Source organism: Pseudomonas nicosulfuronedens, assembly GCF_005877905.1.
In the GTDB taxonomy this organism is placed as follows: domain Bacteria; phylum Pseudomonadota; class Gammaproteobacteria; order Pseudomonadales; family Pseudomonadaceae; genus Pseudomonas; species Pseudomonas nicosulfuronedens.
This window is the reverse complement of the sequence record NZ_SWDV01000001.1, coordinates 361794-377723: the sequence shown is the minus strand read 5'-3', so window position 1 is coordinate 377723 and position 15930 is coordinate 361794. Positions and strand designations below refer to the sequence as shown.

The window sequence follows — 15930 nt, the reverse complement described above, 5'->3', positions numbered from 1 at the left end:
ACTCTGTTCGCGAGCAAGCTCGCTCCTACAACTGCCCCCGGTTCTATTCCTCGACCTGCAACACGCCGCCCTGCCCCATCTGCTTCACCAGCTCCGCCTTCACTCGCGGCCGCGCATTGCGCAGCACCAGGCAACGCCCTTCGCTGGCCAGGCGGTGGGCTTCCTGCTGCAGCATCTGCGCGCCGGCGAAGTCGATGAAGTTCACGTGGTGTGCGTCCAGTACCAGGCGTTCGCCCCGACTGTGCTGCATCAGTTTCTGCAGGTAGTCGCAGGCGCCGAAGAAGATCGAGCCTTCGATGCGCAGGACTTCCTCGTCCTCGCGCGCCCATTGCTGCACGCGCGGTTGCGAGGTGCGCTTGAGGTAGAAGAACAGCGAAGCCAGCACGCCGGCGTAGATGGCGTTCTGCAGCGGCAGCAGCAAGGTGGCGGCGAGGGTCAGCAGCATCACCAGGGATTCCGCGCGGCTGCCTTTCCATAGCGCGCGCAAGGACGGGCGATCGACCAGGTTCCAGCAGATCAGCAGGATGCCGGCGGCCATGGCCGGCAGCGGGATGTGGGTGATCAGGCTGGCGCCGGCCACGGCCAGCAGCGCCACCCACAGCGCGGAGAACACCCCGGCCAGCGGCGTGCGTGCGCCAGCATCCTGGTTCAACCCGGAGCGGGTGAAGGAGCCAGCGGACAGCGTGCCGGACAGCCACGGCCCGATCAGGTTGGACAACCCCTGCGCGCGTACCTCCTGGTTCGCGTCCAGCGGCTGGTGCGAGCGCGCGGCCAGCGCGCGGGCAATCGACAGGCTGGTGACCAGCCCGAGCATGCCGCAGGCCACGGCGGCAGGGAGCAACTGGGCAATGGCGGACAGATCGAACCTCAGCAGACTCAGTGGCGGTAGCGCGCTGCGGAACGCAGCCACCTTGGCGACTCCGGCGAATGTGGCCGGCATCGCCCAGACCAGTGCGCTGGCGCCGATCAGGCCGACCAGCAACGCCGGTCCGCGCCGCCACAGCCGCTTCACGACCAGGCTCAGCACCAGGCTGAACAGTCCTACCAGCAGTGACGGCACATGAAACTGCGGCAGCTTCCACCAGAGCGCGGCAGCGCTGCTCAGTGCCGTGCCCTGCCCTCCTGCGGCGATGCCGAGCAGGTACGGCAACTGGCCGATCACGATCACCAGCGCGGCGCCGCAGGTGAAGCCGAGCAGCACCGAGTGCGAAACGAAGTTCACCAGCACGCCGAAGCGCAGCAGGCCCAGCAGCCACTGGAACAGCCCGGCGAGGAAAGTCAGCAGCAGCGCGTACTGGATGAACTGAGTGCTGCCCGGTGGTGCCAGCGGGGCGATGGCGGTGAACAGCACCACCGAGATCGCCGCCGTCGGCCCGCCGACCATGTGCTTCGACGAACCCCACAGGCAGGCAATCAGCACCGGCAGTATCGCCGCGTAGAGCCCGTACTCCGCCGGCAACCCGGCGATCAGTGCGTAGGCCATGGACTGCGGCAATGCCAGCACCGCGCCGGAGAGGCCGACGCCCAGATCACGGCGCAGGTCGCGACCGCTGACCTGGGGCAGCCAGGCGAGGAACGGCAGCAGGCGGATCAGACGCTCCATCGATGGCCTACAGCTTCGCCTTCACGGCCGCCAGCGCGTCGCCGCCGTCGCGGGTCTTCACGCCCTGCAGCCAGGTGTCGAGGCTCTGTGGGTTGGCCTTGATCCAGGCTTTCACCGCGTCGGGGTTCTTCACATTCTTCTCCAGCACCTCGGCCATGATGGCGTTCTCCATCTTCAGGTCGAAGGACAGGTTGGCCAGCAGCTTGCCGCTGTTCGGGCATTGCTCGGCGTAGCCGTTGCGGGTCACGGTGAAGACGCTGCCGGTGCTGCCGAAGTACTTCTCGCCACCGGTGAGGTATTTCATGTCGTATTTGACGTTCATCGGGTGCGGCGTCCAGCCGAGGAATACCACCCAGCGCTGGCGCTTCACCGCGCGACCCACTTCGGCGAGCATCGCCTGTTCGCTGGACTCCACCAGCTTCCAGTCGCCCAGGCCGAATTCGTCGCCGCTGATCATCTTCTGGATCGACTGGTTGGCCGGCGCGCCGGAGCCGATGCCGTAGACCTTCCTGTTGAACTGCTCGGCGTGCGGGTCCAGGTCGGCGAATGTCTTCACGCCGGCGTTCCAGACATAGGTCGGAACGGCCAGGGTGAACTCGGTGCCCTGGAGGTTCTTCGCCAGCTGGGTGACCTGCTTGCTGGCGATGAACTGGTCGTAGAAGCCCTGTTGCGCCGGCATCCAGTTGCCGAGGAAGGCGTCCACCTGGCCGTCGCGCAGGCCGCCGTAGGTGATGGGCACCGACAGGGTGTCGATCTTCACCTGGTAGCCCAGGCCTTCGAGGAGGAAGGCGGCGATGCCGTTGGTGACCGCGATGTCGGTCCAGCCCGGATCGGCCAGCTTCACCGTACCGCAGGCTTCATCCTCGGCCCTGGCCAGCGGGCCGCCCAGCGCGAGTGCGCCGGCCAGCAACAACGTCGATGCGTGTCGTACGGTGAATAGCTGGGTCATGCTCCCTTCCCCTTCGGCTTGTTGTGGTTGTTGTCACGGTTGCGGATAGCGGGCGCGGCGCTCCAGATCGTCAAGGTCGATGTGGTTGCGCATGTACTGCTGGCTGGCGTCGACCATGGGTTGGTGGTCCCAGCTTTTCAGCGTGCCGTGGGTCAGTGCGTCGGCCACCAGCCGGCGGCGGCGCTGGCTGGCGAGGACCTGTCTGGTGATGGCGGAGATATCCCAGCGCGCGCGGGCTTCGCCCAGCAGGTCGCGTACCAGGTTGGCGTGGGCGGGCGAGCCCATGAGGTTCTCCAGCTCGCGCGGGTCGTGCTTCACGTCGAACAGCAGGCAAGGGTCCTGCTCGGAATAGACGAATTTGAAGTCGCCGCGGCGGATCATCATCAGCGGGCTGACGGTGCCTTCGGCGGTGTATTCGCCGATCACCTCGTCGTGGCCGCCCACGCCTTGCAGGTGCGGCAGCAGCGAGCGGCCATCGAGGTTGATGCCGGGTTCGACCTGTCCGCCGGCCAGTTCGACGAGGGTTGGCAGCAGGTCCACGGTGGACACCGATTGGCTGACTCGATGCGGGGCGAAACGCCTGGGTGCGTGCACCAGCAGCGGGACGCGGGCGGCCATCTCGAACCAGTGCATCTTGTACCAGAGGCCGCGCTCGCCCAGCATGTCGCCGTGGTCGCCGGAGAACACGATCAGCGTGTCTTCACTCAGGCCGCAATCTTCCAGGGTGCGCAGCAGCGCGCCGATCTGCGCGTCGACATAGCTGCAGGCGCCGAAGTAGGCGCGGCGCGCGGCGCGGATTTTCTCCTCGGGCATTTCCTGGCCCCACAGATCGATCACCTTCAGAAGTCGCTGCGAGTGCGGGTCCTGCTCGTTCTGGGCGATCTGTACCGAAGGCAGCGGGATGTCCTCGTCGCGGTACAGGTCCCAGTACTCGCGCGGGATGGTGTAGGGATCGTGCGGGTGGGTCATGGAGACGGTGAGGCAGAACGGCTGCTCGGGGTGCTCGCGGACGTGGTCATAGAGGTACTGGCGCGCCTTGAACACCACTTCCTCGTCGAAATCGAGCTGGTTGGTGCGCACGCACGGGCCGGCCTGCAGCACCGAAGACATGTTGTGGTACCAGCTCGGGCGCACGTCCGGCTCGTCCCAGTTCACCGCCCAGCCGTAGTCGGCGGGGTAGATGTCGCTGGTCAGGCGTTCCTCGTAGCCGTGCAACTGGTCCGGGCCGCAGAAGTGCATCTTGCCCGACAGCGCGGTGCGGTAGCCCAGGCGCCGCAGGTAGTGCGCGTAGGTGGGGATGTCGGCGGCGAAGTCGGCGGCGTTGTCCCAGGCGCCGATCCTGGTCGGCAGCTGGCCGCTCACCAGGGTGAAGCGCGAGGGCGCGCAGAGCGGGCTGTTGCAGTAGGCCGAGTCGAACACCACGCCCTCGCCGGCGAGGCGCGAGAGGTTGGGCAGCTTGATCGGCGACTGGGCGTCGTAGAAGGGCAGGAGCGGCGCGGCCATCTGGTCGGCCATGATGAAGAGGATGTTCGGGCGCTGGCGCTTCATGGCGTTGGGCTTATCCTGTTGGCGCTGTTATGGGATGCTGTGCGGTATGAGTCTGTTGGCTACTGGATAGGGGGTAAAGCGCATGGCGCCGCATGCTTCGGATAACACCTGCTTATGCGAGAGCCAGCCTTGAGCGTGCCGCTGGAACTGCTGCGGGTATTCGAGTCCGCCGCCCGGCTGCTCAGCTTCACCGCCGCCGCCGGAGAGCTGGGCACCACCCAGCCGGCGGTCAGCCAGCAGATCAAGCGGCTGGAGAAACTCCTCGCCGTGCGCCTGTTCGACCGCATCCACCGGGGCATCGCCCTCACCGAAAGTGGACAGGTGCTGCAGCAGCACGTGCAGGCCGGGTTGGAGAGCATCGACGCCGGCATCGCTGCGGTGACTGCACAACATCCTCACGAAGTGCTGCAGGTCGCCACTGACTTCGCCTTTGCCGCCTACTGGCTGATGCCGCGCCTGCCGCGTTTTCGCCAGGCGCACCCGGAACTGGATGTCGGCCTGATCAGCAGCGACCGCAGCCCGATTTCCCTGCGCAGCGACATCGACGTGGCCATCGCTTTCGGCGATGGGCGCTTCAAGCACGGCGAGGCGCTGCGCCTGTTCAGCGAGGAAGTCTTCCCGGTGTGCAGCCCGCGTCTGCTGGAAGGACGCAAGCTGCCGTTGGCGCCTCAGGCGCTCACCGAATTGCCGCTGCTGCACCTCAAGCCCGAAGCGTCCAGTCGCTGGTTCGACTGGGGCGGTGTCTATCGCGTGCTGGGCATCGACGGCTCCCCAGCGCCCGCCGGGCTACGCTTCGACAACTACACCCTGCTGATCCAGGCGGCCATCGCCGGGCAGGGCGTGGCCATTGGCTGGCGGCATCTGGTCGACGAACTGCTGGAGCAGGGGTTACTGTGCCGGCCCGTTGCCGAAGCCGTGGAATCGCGGTTCGGCTATTACGCCGTGTTGCCCGAGCGCAAACGGCGCATGCGCCTGGTGCAGCGTTTCGTCGACTGGCTGCAGGCGGAACTGGAGCAGGACCGATGACCGAGATTCAAGACTTCCACGCCCACGTCTATTTCGACGCGACCACCCTCGAACGCGCCCGTGCGCTGTGCGAGGAAGCAGCGCGCCGTTTCGGCGCGAAGATGGGCCGCGTCCACGAACGCCCGGTCGGCCCGCACCCGGACTGGAGCTGCCAACTGGCCTTCGACAACGCCACCTTCGCGACCCTGGTGCCCTGGCTGGCGCTGAACCGCGACGGCCTGGTGGTCTTCGTCCATCCCAACACCGGCGATGACCTGCGCGATCATCGCGACCATGGCATCTGGATGGGCGAAGTGCGGCCGCTGGACCTCTCGCAATTCACGAGCTGACACTTTTTTGCATTCGATAATAATTCTCGATTCGGTGTATGCTGCCGACCCTTCGCTCCGGCCTGACAGACGTTGGCCGGTTTTTCAGGGTATTTCGGCCATCATGCGGCGCTTCGCTTCCTCCTCCCTGCTGCAGAGCTTCCAGGCGCACTACGCGGACCTGATGCGCTTCCTCGCCCGCAGGCTGGGGGACAACCAGCGCGCCGCCGACGTTGCCCAGGACACCTGGCTGCGCCTGGCCGACCACCCTGCCGAAGCCGAAGTGCAGGACCCGCGCGCCTACCTGTTCCGCGTCGCCGGCAACATCGCCATCGACAACCTGCGCCGCGAAGGCCGGCTGGCCGAGCTGCATGCCGATGAAACCGCCGCCAATGATCTGAGCGATCCCGCTTCCGGGCTGGAGCACCGCCTGCTCGCCCATGAGGCGCTGGAACATCTGGACGCCGCCCTCGACCAGTTGCCGTCGAACGCCCGCGAGGCGCTGCTGATGAACCGCCTCGACGGCCTCACCCATGCGCAGATCGCCCAGCGCCTGGGCGTATCCGAGAGCATGGTGGGCAAATACATCGTCCAGGCCATGCGCCATTGCCGCGACTGGGCGCAGCGCCAGGAAGGCACGCCATGAACCGCGCGGAGCTGTCGCTTTCCGATGAGGCCATCGAGCGCCTGGTGCGGCTGCATTCAGGCGGTGCCGGCGCGGCTGAGCGCATGGACTTCCTGCGCTGGCGCGGCCTGAGCATGGATCATGAGCGTGCCGCCCGCGAGGCTGAGGCGCTGTGGGGCGCGTTGCCGGAAACCCGCCATGCCGAAGATTACCGCCGTCGCGTGCGCCGCCCACGTCGCTGGTTGGCGCTGGCCGCGGCGGCCTGTGTCGCGGCGATTGCCATCACCATCGCCCTGCCCGAGCCGCTGGCCGGCCTGTATTCCGATTACGCCACCCGCACTGGCGAGCGGCGGATGCTGGAGCTGGCCGATGGCAGCCGCGTCTGGCTGAACAGCGACAGCGCGCTTTCCGTGGACTTCAGCCCGCAGCAGCGGCGCTTGCGCCTGCACAGCGGCGAAGCCCTGTTCGAAGTGGCCAAGGATGCGGCACGGCCCTTCATCGTCGAGGCCAGGGGCGGCGAGGTGCGCGCGGTGGGCACGCGCTTCGATGTCGACAGCCGTGGGCCGCAGGTGCGCGTCGACGTGACCGAGGGCGTGGTGCAGGTGAACAGCGCCGGCAGCGAGCCGGTTCGCTTGTCCGCCGGCGAGCGCCTGAGCTACCGCGAGGCCGCTGCGCCCGAACCGGTGCAGCCGCTGGACCTGTCCAGCGCCAGCGCCTGGCAGCGCGGCAAGCTGATCTTCAACCAGCGCCCGCTGGGCGAGGTGCTCGATGAGCTGGAGCGCTACGTGCCCGGCCGCATCGTGCTGACCGACAACGCGCTGCGCCAGCATAAGGTCAGCGGCGTGTTCGACCTCAAGGACCCGGACGCGCTGCTCAAGACCCTGGAGCGACTGCAGCCGGTGAAGGTTACCCATATGCCCTGGCTGGTGCTGATCCGTCCCGCGCCCAAAGCCTGATAGAAGCCGCTTTGTAGGATGGATGGAGCTTGCGATACCCATGCTGCGGGCAGGATGGAGTTGATGGGTATCGCTGCGCTCCACACCATCCTGCGACGTTACTGACGGCACAGGGTCCGGAGCGGCAGCGCAAGAAAATGAAAATATTTTTCATTCAGCACTGCAAGGTTTGCATGACCGTTTCGTCGTAGGCAGGAACGCGAAAAATTCTCACTACGCGACCCTGACCCCACAAGAACGGATTTCACCCGCATGCATTACCGTCCTTCCCCGCTGCACCGCGCGATCCTGCTCGCTTCCCTGCTCGGCGCCGTCGCGCCCGCCGCCCACGCCGCCAACGCGGCCACCGTCGAGCTGCACATCGCCCCACGCAGCCTGGACAGCGCGCTGACCCAGTTCGCCGACCAGGCCGGGTTGCACCTGCTATTCAACTCCGAGGACATCCAGGGCCTTCAGAGCGAGGGGTTGGACGGCACCTACAGCACCGAAGAGGCGCTCAACCAGCTGCTCTCCGGCAGTGGCGTGAGCTGGCGCTTCACCGACGAGCGCACCGTGCTGCTCAAGCGCGAGAAGGACGATTCCGCCGCCCTGAGCCTGGCGCCGATGCAGATCAGCGTGGCGGCGCGGACGCCCACCGACATCAGCTCGATTCCCGGTACCGTCTGGGTCGTGGACCAGACCCAGTTGCGCGAGCAGCTGGACACCGGCGTGAGCCTGAAGGAGGCCGTGGGAAAGCTGGTTCCCGGTCTTGACCTGGCACCCGAGGGCCGCACCAACTACGGCCAGAACATGCGCGGGCGCAACGTGCTGGTAATGATCGACGGCGTCAGCCAGAACAGCTCGCGCGGCCTGTCGCGCCAGTTCGACAGCATCTCGCCGTTCAACGTCGAGCGCATCGAAGTGCTCTCCGGCGCCAGCGCCATCTACGGCGGCGGCGCCACCGGCGGCATCATCAACATCATCACCAAGAAGGGCGCGGCCGGTGATGCGCGCTTCGAGACGCAGCTGGGCGCCACCAGCGGCTTCAACAACAGCGACGACCTCTCTACCCGCGCCGCACAGTCCATCAGCGGCGGCAACGACCGCGTGGCCGGGCGCCTGGGCATCTCGGCGGAGAAGAACGAAGCCTTCTACGACGGCGGCGGCAACCAGATCTTCATCGACAACACCCAGACCGACCTGCAGTACAACCGCACCGTCGACGTGATGGGCAACCTCACCGCGCAGTTCACCGACGAGCAGAGCCTCGACCTGCTGGCGCAGTACTACGACTCGGGCAACGACGGCAGCACCGGCATCTACTTTCCCAACCTGAAGTACCAGGGCCCGTCGAACCTGGAAGATGCGGAAATCCGCAGCGGCCTGGACACCGACCTGGAACCGCGCTCGCGCCGCGTACTGCTCAACGCCAATTACCACCACAGCAATCTGCTGGAGCAGGACTTCTACCTGCAGGCGTACTACCGCAAGGAAGACGACAACTTCTATCCCTTCCCCTACTACAACACCGGCAAGCCCACGGGCTCCAAGGGCGTGTACTTCGCAGGGTCCCAGCAGAACTTCGAGGTCAGTGGCCTGAAGGGCCTGTTCAGCAAGCAGTGGGATGCGTTCAAGTTCACCTACGGCGTGGATTTCGACCACGAGCGCTTCAACGCCGAGCAGAAGGTCTTCGACCAGCGCCTGTCTTCCGAGAGCGGCGGGCTGGACCTGGAAACCGCCAGCAGCGCACCGCGCTACCCCAGCTACATCGTCGACGGGCTGTCGTTCTACGGTCAGCTGGACTGGAAGGCCACCGACAACCTGACTATCTCCGGCGGCGCGCGCCACCAGAAGATGGACGTCGAGGTGGACGACTTCAAAGGCGTGCCCGGCGGCAGCAACGACTACCAGGTCAACTTGTTCAACCTCGGCGCGATCTACGACTTCAAGAACGGCCATCAGGTCTGGACCAACTACAGCGAAGGCTTCGACCTGCCTGACCCGGCCAAGTACTACGGCAAGGCTGGGCTGTCGGTGGACGACAATCCGTTGGCCGGCATCAAGAGCCGCCAGGTCGAGACCGGCTGGCGCTACAGCGACATGCAGTGGCAGGCGCAGGCGGCGGTGTACTACATCTGGTCGGACAAGATCATCACCACCGACGCCGCGACCCTGACCATCGACGTGGAAGACCAGAAGAGCCGCGATTTCGGTTTCGAGGGCGCGGTCACCCGCTACTTCGACAACGGCTGGCAGGGCGGCACCACGCTGCACCTGGTGCGCTCGGAAGAGGAAGATGCCGACGGCGACTGGATCAAGCGTGATGCGCGTTATGCGTCGCTGTCCAAGTCCACCGCCTTCGTTGGCTGGGGCGATGGCGAGCGTAGTGCCCGCCTGCAGGCCCAGCATGCGTTCAACCTGAAGGACGACGCGGATCATGAGATCGACGGCTACACCACCTTCGACCTGATGGGCGAGCAGAAGACCGGTTTCGGTACCTTCAGCGCCGGTATCCAGAACCTGCTGGACAAGCAGTACAGCACCGTCTGGGGCCAGCGCGCCGCGCTGTTCTATTCGCCGGCTTACGGGCCGGCCTACCTGTACGACTACCAGGGCCGTGGCCGCACCTTCACGCTGGGCTGGAGCCTGGAATACTGAGAGCCTGAAAAGCTCTCTACCGGAAAACTCTCTTCCTGAAAAACTCAGGCCACCTTTCCGGTGGCCTGATCGAGAGTTTCCACTATGCCGCCGCTGAGGCTTCGGCAGTGGCATAAAAGCACTTCGCCGAGCAGCTGCAACGAGGGCGTGGCGAAGTAGTCCAGCAGCGCTTCCTCGTCCTTCCAGCTCCCCTGCAGCAGCCACGGCTCGCCGTTCTCGCGGGCGACCAACTGGCAGCGCAGGCATCCCGGCGCGCGGCGTGCGCCGTCGACCAGGTTGTCGATCAATGCGCCCAGTTCCGCCTCGTGCCCCAGCCGGGGATGGATCTGCAATTCATGTTCGATGGGTGTTTGCCAGTGCATGTCCTGTCCTCCGCATTACAGGAAGAAGTCCGAAGTGGCTCCTCGGACGACTGACAGGAAGATTACGGCGCGGCCAGCCCCGGGCGTTATCCGGATGCTGTCGGCTTCTTGCCTGATCCTGCGTTGCGCTCGCCCACCCTTGTAACAGACCGTTTCCAGGCCCTGCACTGCAACGGTGCGCGCTGGAATACCACGCTGGCTTGTCCATTCCTGCCGATTGCTTGCCTGATCCTCCAGCGGCTGCCTTACTGTCACACTCGCGCACGCGTCGCGGGCGTAAGCTGCGTGCGCCGCCACTGGAGGTCCCGCATGTCCCAGTCCGTTCCCGCCTACGATCCCATTGCCGCCGGCCGCCAGGAGCTGGCCGACATCATCCAGCGCCACTGCCAGGGTGAAGGTGTCTTCGAAACCGCTATCGACTCCCTGCTGGTCGGCCGCAGCGATTGCCCCCACGAAGGCCGCATGCCGACCCTCTACCGCCCCGCCCTGTGCGTGATTGCCCAGGGCTGCAAGGAGGTGCGCCTGGGCAGCGAGGTGTATCGCTACGACGAGCTCAACCTGCTGGTGGTGTCGGTGACGCTGCCGGTGTCCGGCCAGGTGATCGAGGCCTCGCCGGAGAAGCCCTACCTGTCCATCCGCCTGGACATCGACCCGGGCGAACTGACCCGGCTGATCGCCGAAGCGGGCCTAGCCGGCAGCGCGCCGCGCCCGGCCAGCCGTGGCATCTACCTGCAGCGCCTGGACTGCACCGTGCTCGACGCCCTGCTGCGGCTGATGCGCCTGCTGGACACCCCGCGGGACATCGAGATGCTCGCGCCGCTGTTCGTCCGCGAAATCCTCTACCGCCTGTTGCGCGGCCCGCAGGGGCATCTGCTGCACGACCTGGCGATGACCGACAGCCAGACCCACCGCGTCACCCGTGCCATCGAGTGGCTCAACCGCAACTACGACAAATCCCTGCGCATCGAGGACCTGGCCCGCGAGGTGAACCTCAGCGTGTCCACCCTGCACCACCGCTTCAAGGAAGTGACTGCGCTGAGCCCGCTGCAATACCAGAAGCAGTTGCGCCTGCAGGAAGCCCGGCGATTGATGCTCTCGGAAGGATTGGAGGTGGCGGTGGCCGGGCATCGCGTTGGTTATGAGAGCCCGTCGCAGTTCAGCCGCGAATACAGCCGCCTGTTCGGTGCGCCGCCGCTACGCGATCTGGCGAGCCTGCGTGGGGCGTTGGACAGCGAGGCCGTGCCGGCCTGAGCGGATTCAGGAGCACTTTCGTAGGATGGGTGGAGCGCAGCGATACCCATGCTGTCGGCGCACCGGATTGATGGGTATCGCTGCGCTCCACGCCATCCTACTAAGGCGTTGGCCGAGGGGACTTAGCGCTCGTAAAGCTCCAGCGGGAGGTCGTCCGGATCGGCGAAGAAGGTGAAGCGCTTGCCGGTCAGTTCGTCCTCGCGGATCGGTTCGCAGGCCACACCGTGGCTCTGCAGATGGGCCACGGCACTCTCCAGTTCATCCACGGCGAACGCCAGGTGGCGCAGCCCCTGCGCCTCGGGATAGGACGGCCGCGCCGGCGCACCGGGGAACGAGAACAGCTCCAGCCGCGCATCGCCCAGTTCCAGGTCGAGCTTCCAGGAGTCGCGGGCGGTGCGGTAGGTCTCGGCGACGACCTTCAGGCCCAGCACCTGGGTGTAGAAGTGCTTGGAGCGCGGGTAGTCCGAACAGATCAGGGCAACATGATGGAGGCTGTGCAGCAGGGCCATGGGCGGTTCTTCCCGGTGGGTCGGAGCGCTCTATCCTGACAGCCGTGCCCCAACGGTCAATGCTGGCGCTGTGAAGTCTGTCGCCAACGGCGCTGGAGTGATGGCAGTGCGCCTGCTAGCATCCCGCCGCCCACTCCCATAAACGGTCGACAGGATGTCCCCCGTACGGCCTCATTGAAAGGACTCAGCATGAAGAAGACCGCCCTGGCCATCGCCATTCCCGTTGCCATCGTTGGCGCCGCCGTTGCCGGCGCCTGGTACACCGGCAGCCGTGTCGAGCAGGAAGTGAACCGTGGCATCACCGAAGCCAACCAACTGTTCGAGCAGGAAGCCCCCGGCCTGGGCGCTCACCTGACGCTGGTGGACATCCAGCGTGGCGTGCTCTCCAGCACCGCGCGCTACAACCTGTCCTTCACCGGCAAGGAAGGCGAAGAGCCGCAGGTCCTGGTCTTCACCGACCGCCTGGAACATGGTCCCTTCCCGGCCTCACGCCTGGCAGCCGGCAAGCTGGCGCCGGTCATGGCGCAGAGCCATTTTGCCCTCGAGCAGAACGAACTCACTGCCCCGCTGTTCACCGCCTCCGGTGGCAAGGCCCCGCTGTCCGGCGAGCTGACCATCCACTACGACCAGAAGCAGGAAGGCCGCGTCGAAACCGCCGCCCTGGAGTTCGCCAAGGACAGCGACAAGCTGCGCCTGTCTCCGGCCAAGGTGACTTTCAGCGTTTCCGCCGACAAGAAGGACGTGAGCGCTGTGGGCAACCTCGCCGAGGTTGACCTGGACTTCACCGACGAGAACACCGGCCAGCCGGCTCGCGTGCAGCTGCGTGATCTGGGCATGCAGGGCGACAAGAAGGAAAACGCCAATGGCTTCGCCCTGGGCCCCAGCTCCGCCACCATCAAGAGCCTGAACATCAAGTCGCCGGGCGCGCCGGAAGTCGAGCTGCGCGAAGCCGTGGTCGAGGAAACCCTCAAGCAGGGCGGCAAGGGCCTGGACCAGAGCGTTTCCTACCGTATCGGCAAGGTCGTGGTGCAGGGCCAGGAAATCGGCGGCATGAAGCTGGACCTGAGCCTGCGCAACCTCGACGAAGGCGTGCTCAAGACCTTCAAGGAGTCCTACAACAAGATGGCGCTGGACAGCCTGGAAAGCACCGAGCTGACTCCGGCGCAGGAAGAAGAGCTCAAACGCCTGGGCCTGGCCCTGCTGGAAGGCTCGCCGGTGCTGTCGCTGGACGAGCTGTCCCTGCAGACCAGCCATGGTGTGGCCAAGGCTTCCCTGTCGGTCGACCTGCGCAAGCCCAATGCTGCCGCTGCGACTCCTGACGAGATGGCCCGCAGCATCCTGGCTGCGCTCAAGGCCGACCTGAAGGTGGACAAGGCCGTGATCGGCGACATCGTCGCCCTGCAGGGTTCGCTGGGTGGCGAGGCTGCCGGGAGCGTCGACCCGGTAGCGCTCAAGCAGCAGTCCGATGCCATGACTGACCTGTTCAGCGGCATGGCGCTGAACTCGCAGTGGGCCGTTCTGGACGGCAATGCGCTGTCCAGCTCGCTGGCCTACGCCAACGACCAGGTGAAGTTCAACGGCAAGGACATGAGCGTGCCCGAATTCATGGCCTTCGCCATGGGCTCCGCGCAAGGCCTGGGCCTGGGTGGTCCGGCGGCTGGCGCCGAAGAAGAGCCGCAGGAAGAAAGCGTGCAGTAAGTTTCGCCTGAAACGAAAAAGCCCGGCATTCGCCGGGCTTTTTTGCTTTTCGTAGGAGCGAGCTTGCTCGCGAACCCGTCCGGCATCAGAGCTGCCGGCAAGAACTGTTCGCGAGCCAGCTCGCTCCTACAGAGGCATACGTAGGATGGGTGGAGCGGAGCGATACCCATGCTGTCGGTGCACGGAATCGATGGGTATCGCTTCGCTCCACGCCATCCTACGCAGAGCGAGTCGCGGCCATCAGCGGGCGGTGCGCACGCCCTCGGCCAGCTGACGGCACAGGCCGAGCACGCTCTGCACTGCGTCGGCGGAGCTGGTGGCTTCGGCGATCTTGTCGATCAGCGCCGAGCCCACCACCACGCCATCGGCCAGGCGGGCGATGCTCGCCGCGTGCTCCGGGGTGCGGATGCCGAAGCCGATGGATACCGGCAGGTCGGTGTGGCGACGCAGGCGCGCCACGGCTTCCTCGACGTGGTCCAGGGTAGCGGCACCCGCGCCGGTCACGCCGGCTACCGAGACGTAGTAGACGAAGCCGGAGCTGCCCTCGAGCACGGTGGGCAGGCGTTTGTCGTCGGTGGTCGGAGTGGTCAGGCGGATGAAGTCGATGCCCGCGGCCTGGGCCGGGTGGCAGAGGTCTTCGTTGTGCTCGGGCGGCAGGTCCACCACGATCAGGCCGTCGACGCCGGCCTCTTTCGCATCGGCGATGAACTTGTCCACACCGTAGTAGTGGATCGGGTTGAAGTAGCCCATCAGTACCAGCGGCGTGGTGGTGTTGCCGGCGCGGAATTCGCGGACCATCTTCAGCGTCTTGGCCAGGTTCTGGCCGTTGCCCAGGGCGCGGATGTTGGCCAGCTGGATCGCCGGGCCGTCGGCCATCGGGTCGGTGAAGGGCATGCCCAGCTCGATCACGTCGGCTCCGGCTTCGGGCAGGCCCTTGAGGATGTCCAGCGAGGTCGAGTAGCCCGGATCGCCAGCGGTGATGAAGGTCACCAGGGCGGCGCGGTTCTGCTCTTTGAGTTCGGCGAAGCGGGTCTGCAGGCGGCTCATGCTTGCGGCTCCTGTTGCATGTGGTGCATGACGGTCTGCATGTCCTTGTCGCCACGACCGGACAGGTTCACCACCATGATGTGGTCCTTGGGCAAGTTCGGCGCGCGCTTGAAGACTTCGGCCAGCGCGTGGGAGGACTCCAGCGCGGGGATGATGCCCTCCAGGCGGCAGCACTGGTGGAACGCGTCGAGGGCTTCGTGATCGGTGATCGAGGTGTACTCGACGCGACCGATGTCATGCAGCCACGCGTGTTCCGGACCGATGCCGGGGTAGTCCAGGCCGGCGGAGATGGAGTGCGCGTCGATGATCTGGCCGTCTTCGTCCTGCAGCAGGAAGGTGCGGTTGCCGTGCAGCACGCCCGGCACGCCACCGTTCAGGCTGGCTGCGTGCTTGCCGGTCTCGATGCCGTGACCGGCGGCTTCGACGCCGATGATCTTGACGCTGGCGTCATCGAGGAACGGGTGGAACAGGCCCATGGCGTTGGAGCCGCCGCCGATGCAGGCGACCAGCGAGTCGGGCAGGCGCCCTTCCTTCTCGGCCAGCTGCTCGCGGGTCTCCTTGCCGATCACCGCCTGGAAGTCGCGGACCATCGCCGGGTACGGGTGCGGGCCGGCCACGGTGCCGATCAGGTAGAAGGTGCTGTCGACGTTGGTCACCCAGTCGCGCAGGGCTTCGTTCATCGCATCCTTCAGGGTGCCGGTGCCGGCGGTGACCGGGATCACCTCGGCGCCCAGCAGCTTCATGCGGAACACGTTGGCCTGCTGGCGATCGATGTCGGTGGTGCCCATGTAGATCACGCATTGCAGGCCGAAGCGTGCGGCCACGGTGGCGGTGGCCACGCCGTGCATGCCGGCGCCGGTCTCGGCGATGATGCGTTTCTTGCCCATGCGCCGGGCCAGCAGGATCTGGCCGATGCAGTTGTTGATCTTGTGTGCGCCGGTGTGGTTCAGCTCTTCGCGCTTCAAGTAGATCTTCGCGCCGCCGCAATGCTCGGTCAGGCGCTCGGCGAAGTACAGCGGGCTCGGGCGACCGACGTAGTCGCGCTGGAAGTAGGCGAGTTCCTTCTGGAACTCCGGATCGTCCTTGGCCTTCTCGTACTCGCGGGCCAGGTCGTGGATCAGCGGCATCAGGGTCTCGGCGACGTACTGGCCGCCGAAGCTGCCGAACAGGCCCTTGGCGTCTGGACCGGTGCGCAGTGTGGACATGGGATCACTCCTGGTTGGAACCTGTCTCTCTCCGAGACATTGGGCCTGGGCTTACCCTCTCCCCAGCCCTCTCCCTGAAGGGAGAGGGAGCCGAATGTGCCGGCTGATACCAAGGTTTCAACCTGCACCGAACGGTCCCCTCTCCCGCTTGCGGGAGAGGGTCAGGGAGAGGGGCTCTGATCGTGTAGGGGCGGGGCACCTACGAA

At 66.0% G+C, this 15930-nt stretch carries 14 protein-coding genes; 7 read left to right on the top strand and 7 right to left on the bottom strand.

The window, feature by feature from the left end:
• Positions 1 to 43: 43 nt before the first annotated feature.
• The 3 genes from FAS41_RS01875 to betC are packed head-to-tail and all read right to left on the bottom strand — an operon-like array spanning position 44 to position 4100.
• Positions 44 to 1603 carry a SulP family inorganic anion transporter gene (locus tag FAS41_RS01875; RefSeq protein WP_138519999.1) on the bottom strand — a complete coding sequence of 520 codons (1560 nt, stop codon included), beginning with the start codon at positions 1601 to 1603 and terminating at the stop codon, positions 44 to 46.
• 7 nt (positions 1604 to 1610) lie between these two features.
• Positions 1611 to 2552: a choline ABC transporter substrate-binding protein gene (gene choX, locus FAS41_RS01870; protein ID WP_138519998.1), complete on the bottom strand. Its 942-nt coding sequence runs from the start codon at positions 2550 to 2552 to the stop codon at positions 1611 to 1613.
• Between the two features lie 33 nt (positions 2553 to 2585).
• Positions 2586 to 4100 carry a choline-sulfatase gene (gene betC, locus FAS41_RS01865; RefSeq protein WP_138519997.1) on the bottom strand — a complete coding sequence of 505 codons (1515 nt, stop codon included), beginning with the start codon at positions 4098 to 4100 and terminating at the stop codon, positions 2586 to 2588.
• A 129-nt stretch (positions 4101 to 4229) separates the two neighbouring features.
• Between betC and FAS41_RS01860 the strand changes: the two genes are divergently transcribed.
• The 5 genes from FAS41_RS01860 (at position 4230) to FAS41_RS01840 (ending at position 9652) form a co-directional block, all read left to right on the top strand.
• Entirely contained in the window at positions 4230 to 5126 is an 897-nt protein-coding gene (locus FAS41_RS01860; RefSeq protein WP_138519996.1) for a choline sulfate utilization transcriptional regulator, read from the top strand.
• Positions 5123 to 5455, top strand: coding sequence for a DOPA 4,5-dioxygenase family protein (locus FAS41_RS01855; protein ID WP_138519995.1), 333 nt, complete (start codon positions 5123 to 5125; stop codon positions 5453 to 5455). The genes FAS41_RS01860 and FAS41_RS01855 overlap by 4 nt, the downstream gene beginning before the upstream one ends.
• 103 nt (positions 5456 to 5558) lie before the next feature.
• Entirely contained in the window at positions 5559 to 6080 is a 522-nt protein-coding gene (locus FAS41_RS01850) for a sigma-70 family RNA polymerase sigma factor (RefSeq protein ID WP_138519994.1), read from the top strand.
• Positions 6077 to 7015: a FecR family protein gene (locus FAS41_RS01845; protein ID WP_138519993.1), complete on the top strand. Its 939-nt coding sequence runs from the start codon at positions 6077 to 6079 to the stop codon at positions 7013 to 7015. The genes FAS41_RS01850 and FAS41_RS01845 overlap by 4 nt, the downstream gene beginning before the upstream one ends.
• 252 nt (positions 7016 to 7267) lie before the next feature.
• A complete protein-coding gene (locus FAS41_RS01840; protein WP_138519992.1) occupies positions 7268 to 9652 on the top strand; it encodes a TonB-dependent receptor in 2385 nt (794 codons plus the stop codon).
• Between the two features lie 44 nt (positions 9653 to 9696).
• Here FAS41_RS01840 and FAS41_RS01835 read toward each other — a convergent pair whose 3' ends face one another.
• Positions 9697 to 10014 (bottom strand): antibiotic biosynthesis monooxygenase family protein, encoded by a 318-nt coding sequence (locus FAS41_RS01835; protein ID WP_138519991.1) that lies wholly within the window; start codon positions 10012 to 10014, stop codon positions 9697 to 9699.
• A gap of 309 nt (positions 10015 to 10323) precedes the next feature.
• Between FAS41_RS01835 and FAS41_RS01830 the strand changes: the two genes are divergently transcribed.
• Positions 10324 to 11265: an AraC family transcriptional regulator gene (locus FAS41_RS01830; protein ID WP_138519990.1), complete on the top strand. Its 942-nt coding sequence runs from the start codon at positions 10324 to 10326 to the stop codon at positions 11263 to 11265.
• Positions 11266 to 11387: 122 nt separating this feature from the next.
• On the opposite strand, the gene gloA2 is transcribed toward FAS41_RS01830, so the two are convergent.
• Positions 11388 to 11774, bottom strand: coding sequence for an SMU1112c/YaeR family gloxylase I-like metalloprotein (gene gloA2, locus FAS41_RS01825; RefSeq protein WP_138519989.1), 387 nt, complete (start codon positions 11772 to 11774; stop codon positions 11388 to 11390).
• A 189-nt stretch (positions 11775 to 11963) separates the two neighbouring features.
• Here gloA2 and FAS41_RS01820 point away from each other — a divergent pair, with 189 nt between their 5' ends.
• Positions 11964 to 13472: a YdgA family protein gene (locus FAS41_RS01820; protein WP_138519988.1), complete on the top strand. Its 1509-nt coding sequence runs from the start codon at positions 11964 to 11966 to the stop codon at positions 13470 to 13472.
• A gap of 240 nt (positions 13473 to 13712) precedes the next feature.
• Here FAS41_RS01820 and trpA read toward each other — a convergent pair whose 3' ends face one another.
• Both trpA and trpB read right to left on the bottom strand, forming a co-directional pair.
• A complete protein-coding gene (gene trpA, locus FAS41_RS01815) occupies positions 13713 to 14519 on the bottom strand; it encodes a tryptophan synthase subunit alpha (protein ID WP_138519987.1) in 807 nt (268 codons plus the stop codon).
• Entirely contained in the window at positions 14516 to 15724 is a 1209-nt protein-coding gene (gene trpB / locus FAS41_RS01810) for a tryptophan synthase subunit beta (RefSeq protein ID WP_138519986.1), read from the bottom strand. Before trpB ends, trpA begins: the two co-directional genes overlap by 4 nt.
• Between the last annotated feature and the right edge of the window lie 206 nt (positions 15725 to 15930).

Bases quoted from the DNA above. Each gene is read 5' to 3' on its own strand.
- FAS41_RS01875 (WP_138519999.1), bottom strand. From the start codon at position 1,603: ATGGAGCGTCTGATCCGCCTGCTGCCGTTCCTCGCCTGGCTGCCCCAG.
- choX (WP_138519998.1), bottom strand. From the start codon at position 2,552: ATGACCCAGCTATTCACCGTACGACACGCATCGACGTTGTTGCTGGCC.
- betC (WP_138519997.1), bottom strand. From the start codon at position 4,100: ATGAAGCGCCAGCGCCCGAACATCCTCTTCATCATGGCCGACCAGATG.
- FAS41_RS01855 (WP_138519995.1), top strand. From the start codon at position 5,123: ATGACCGAGATTCAAGACTTCCACGCCCACGTCTATTTCGACGCGACC.
- FAS41_RS01850 (WP_138519994.1), top strand. From the start codon at position 5,559: ATGCGGCGCTTCGCTTCCTCCTCCCTGCTGCAGAGCTTCCAGGCGCAC.
- FAS41_RS01845 (WP_138519993.1), top strand. From the start codon at position 6,077: ATGAACCGCGCGGAGCTGTCGCTTTCCGATGAGGCCATCGAGCGCCTG.
- FAS41_RS01840 (WP_138519992.1), top strand. From the start codon at position 7,268: ATGCATTACCGTCCTTCCCCGCTGCACCGCGCGATCCTGCTCGCTTCC.
- FAS41_RS01835 (WP_138519991.1), bottom strand. From the start codon at position 10,014: ATGCACTGGCAAACACCCATCGAACATGAATTGCAGATCCATCCCCGG.
- FAS41_RS01830 (WP_138519990.1), top strand. From the start codon at position 10,324: ATGTCCCAGTCCGTTCCCGCCTACGATCCCATTGCCGCCGGCCGCCAG.
- gloA2 (WP_138519989.1), bottom strand. From the start codon at position 11,774: ATGGCCCTGCTGCACAGCCTCCATCATGTTGCCCTGATCTGTTCGGAC.
- FAS41_RS01820 (WP_138519988.1), top strand. From the start codon at position 11,964: ATGAAGAAGACCGCCCTGGCCATCGCCATTCCCGTTGCCATCGTTGGC.
- trpA (WP_138519987.1), bottom strand. From the start codon at position 14,519: ATGAGCCGCCTGCAGACCCGCTTCGCCGAACTCAAAGAGCAGAACCGC.
- trpB (WP_138519986.1), bottom strand. From the start codon at position 15,724: ATGTCCACACTGCGCACCGGTCCAGACGCCAAGGGCCTGTTCGGCAGC.